The 3,247-nt window shown below is 36.3% G+C and carries 4 protein-coding genes; all 4 read left to right on the forward strand.

The annotated features are described in order from the left end of the window. Positions 1-109 precede the first annotated feature (109 nt). Positions 110-1,009 (forward strand): thermonuclease family protein, encoded by a 900-nt coding sequence (locus ACGLXV_RS08350; RefSeq protein WP_391558258.1) that lies wholly within the window; start codon positions 110-112, stop codon positions 1,007-1,009. A gap of 181 nt (positions 1,010-1,190) precedes the next feature. Further along, positions 1,191-1,373: an aspartyl-phosphate phosphatase Spo0E family protein gene (locus ACGLXV_RS08355; RefSeq protein WP_391558259.1), complete on the forward strand. Its 183-nt coding sequence runs from the start codon at positions 1,191-1,193 to the stop codon at positions 1,371-1,373. 726 nt (positions 1,374-2,099) lie between these two features. Beyond that, the gene (locus ACGLXV_RS08360; protein WP_391558260.1) at positions 2,100-2,561 is read left to right on the forward strand and encodes a hypothetical protein; all 462 of its coding nucleotides are present in this window, start codon (positions 2,100-2,102) and stop codon (positions 2,559-2,561) included. A 214-nt stretch (positions 2,562-2,775) separates the two neighbouring features. Continuing rightward, positions 2,776-3,247: DUF1963 domain-containing protein (locus ACGLXV_RS08365; RefSeq protein WP_391558261.1), on the forward strand; the 472-nt coding region annotated here is incomplete at its 3' end.

Genomic DNA, 3,247 nt, shown 5'->3' on the forward strand with positions numbered 1-3,247 from the left:
GATTGACAACTTAAACACGAACATAAATATTACATTGCTTCTTTATTTTTTAGAATCGTTTACTAGCTAGACTTACATAGATAAAAAAATATGCAGAGGAGAGATTTCAATGCTAAAGGAAAATGTGTTGCAAAAAACTTTAAATATATCGTTAGCGGCTGTGGTTGCGATCTCCATTCTTTCCGGTTGTAGTGGTTCCAGCCAACCAGCGTCAAATAACGTTAAAAGTGTTGAATCGCAAACCAAAACTTCTACTGAGGATCTAGCGAAGAAAAAGGCGGAAGAGGAAGTTGTACAAACCCAAGTTGAAAAGGCTCCAGTTGTGGCAGAAACTAAATCTGAGGTGGTTTCTAATCTAATCCCAGCCAAGGTGGTAAGAGTCGTAGATGGGGATACCATGGAAGTTTCCTATGATGGGAAGCAAGAGACCATCCGCCTCCTCCTAGTTGATACACCCGAAACTAAACACCCGGATAAACCGGTGCAGCCATTCGGGCCAGAAGCCTCCTCTTTTGCTAAGAAAACGTTGGAGGACAAGGACGTTAAGCTAGAGATTGATGTCTCTGAAAGGGACAAGTACGGTCGACTTCTCTGCTATTTATGGGTAGGAGACAAAATGTTCAATGAGATGCTCCTTGAAAAAGGGCTGGCCCGTGTGGCGTATGTCATTCCTCCAAACGTAAAATACGTGGATCAATACCGGGAAACACAGAAAAAAGCCCAACAGTCCGGTATCGGAATTTGGAGCATTGAAAACTATGTACACGCTGATCATGACCACGGCTTCCACGATGAAGTAGTAGCCGCTAAAGAACAACAGCCCATAGAAACCCAACCGGCACCTGAGCCACAACCTAAGCCTGAGCCTAAACCACAACCCACCCAACAATCTGTCTACTATAAAAATTGTTCAGAGGTTAGGGCAGCAGGTGCGGCTCCCATATATGCAGGTGAACCAGGTTACAGCAGAAAGTTAGATCGTGATGGTGATGGCGTGGCTTGTGAATAATATAGTTTGAAGCTGATAAATAAACCCCCAACCAGACACGTACAATGCGTGTCTATTTCTTTTCCTCCTCCATTTCGGAAAACTACAGATTTCGTTAATTTAACAGTATGTGAGAACAATCACATACTTCCTTCCCTAAAATTGCTACAATTTTGATAAATGTTACTATAGGTGAGGAAAAATGGCATATGGTACAAAAGTGGCAGAACAAGTTCTACTCGATCAGATTGAAGAACTAAGGTTGAAATTATATGAAGTAGCGGTTAATAAAGGACTTGGTGATCCCGAAACAGTAAATGTTAGCCAAATATTGGATCAAAAATTAAATCAATATAACCATTTCTTGTTTAATTACAACCTATAAATCCAATAGTTCGTTATTTGTATCATATCAACCTGAGGACACGCATATAGCGTGTCTTTTTTATCGCCTCTCCACCGCAATCCTATGCGGAACACCACTCTATTTTTTCTATGTAAGCCACATATCGCCAAAGTATTATATGGTATAATATAGGTATATTTTCCCAATACTCAAAGGAGTTATTTTATACTTATAAAAATAATTCAAAAAGTAAAACAAAATAATAGTTGATGGGAGATTTCAATAATGATGTTACCTTCGACCTCAATGTTCACAATAATAAGTCTTACCCTGGTTGCTCTATATAACTTTCATACCCTGCTAACAGCTTCGCCTTGCGAACGGTTATTAATGAAAAAGGAACTACGTATTTTAAGGGATTCTATTTATTTTGCGTTATGGATCATTTATACAATAACATTAACTTCGTTTCCAGTTAACTCTGAACCTCCGGGTTTTCAATTACTCTTTGTCTCACCTAATATCTTCTTTACAATGACCATCTTTTTAATGATATTAATTTTATTAATTCTAATTAGTTGGAAAAACTATGATTCAACAAGAAAATGGATAATTTCTTATTTGAAATGGCTAGTTAAAAAGAATCACAACTTTATTTTCTATAGCATATTCATATTTTCATCAATTTCCATTTTATACTATTTTGTTATACTCACATACATATATGGTTCAATTATTAATCTTCTTTTTAGTGCGGTGAACAACGTGTTTAAGCTTAATTTTAAGACCACAACTGACGCTATTCCCTATGTACTTGATAATCTAACTTCAAAAGAACCCCTATTAATTTTATTTATCATACTCTCTATTACTTTGCTTTATAGATTGTTTCTACAACCATTAGTCTCTCTCTATTCAATATTTTTAAAAAAAGAAATAAAAGTAAAAATCAAGCTTTCAAATAATGAAACAATCCATAACGCATACCTTCTTTACCCAACATTTGGTAATCGTCTGTTGCTCGGAAATAAACCTCTTTCATCTTCTAGTGATCATAAGTTCGCAATTTCTAGAGATAAAATTGAATATATTGAGTTTTTTATAAGAGATGTTTTTTCTAGGGATACTCATTACAATAAAGACCAGATTAGCTTTGGAAAAAAGGATACTCCTAAAGTTTTTATTAGTAACCATAAAAATTATAGGAAAATAAAGCGGAAACGATGAAGAGTATTGTATACAAATTAGACACAGTAATGTATCTTTTTTCATTTGTAACTCGTTCTCACTACAACAATTCCAGAAAGCAACAAAAACACTCGTGACAAACACCACTTATTCCCAAGGTATAATATGGTATAATGTAGTCATATTTTCCTAATATTCGACAACTTTGGAACTATTCTTAAAGAAAGTTATTTTTTTTTACGGAGGAGAAATCATGAAACAAAAAATTCTATCCCTATTACATGAAGCTAGTCTCTCTCACATAGCGGATCGATTTGAACCACTCATTCGTCAGTCTGTAAGAATAAACACGATAAATACCGATGAAGATTTGATTCCTATCGGTGCATCCAAAATTGGCGGCCGTCCAGATCTCCCCCCTCACCTAGAATGGCCAGAATCAGTTGACTTAGGCCCGATCCCCTTTATCGGACAAATTAATTTGTCTGAATTGCCAGCGGAAGCCTATCCAACGCTTCCGAATGAGGGAATCCTCTATTTCTTCTACTTTGATGAAATACGTACCTATGTTACATCTGATTATTCTGGAACATGGGTTGAAATTGACTCCCAGGACGGTGAAGAGGATTTTATCGGCTACGTCTATGAAGAACCTGAAAGAGTAAATTCTCCCCTTTGTCGTGTCTATTATACCAACACCAACTTAGAAGAATTACAGCGGCACG

The sequence above is a fragment of the Robertmurraya sp. genome, from assembly GCF_036676585.1.
Classification (GTDB): Bacteria; Bacillota; Bacilli; order Bacillales; family Cytobacillaceae; genus Robertmurraya_A.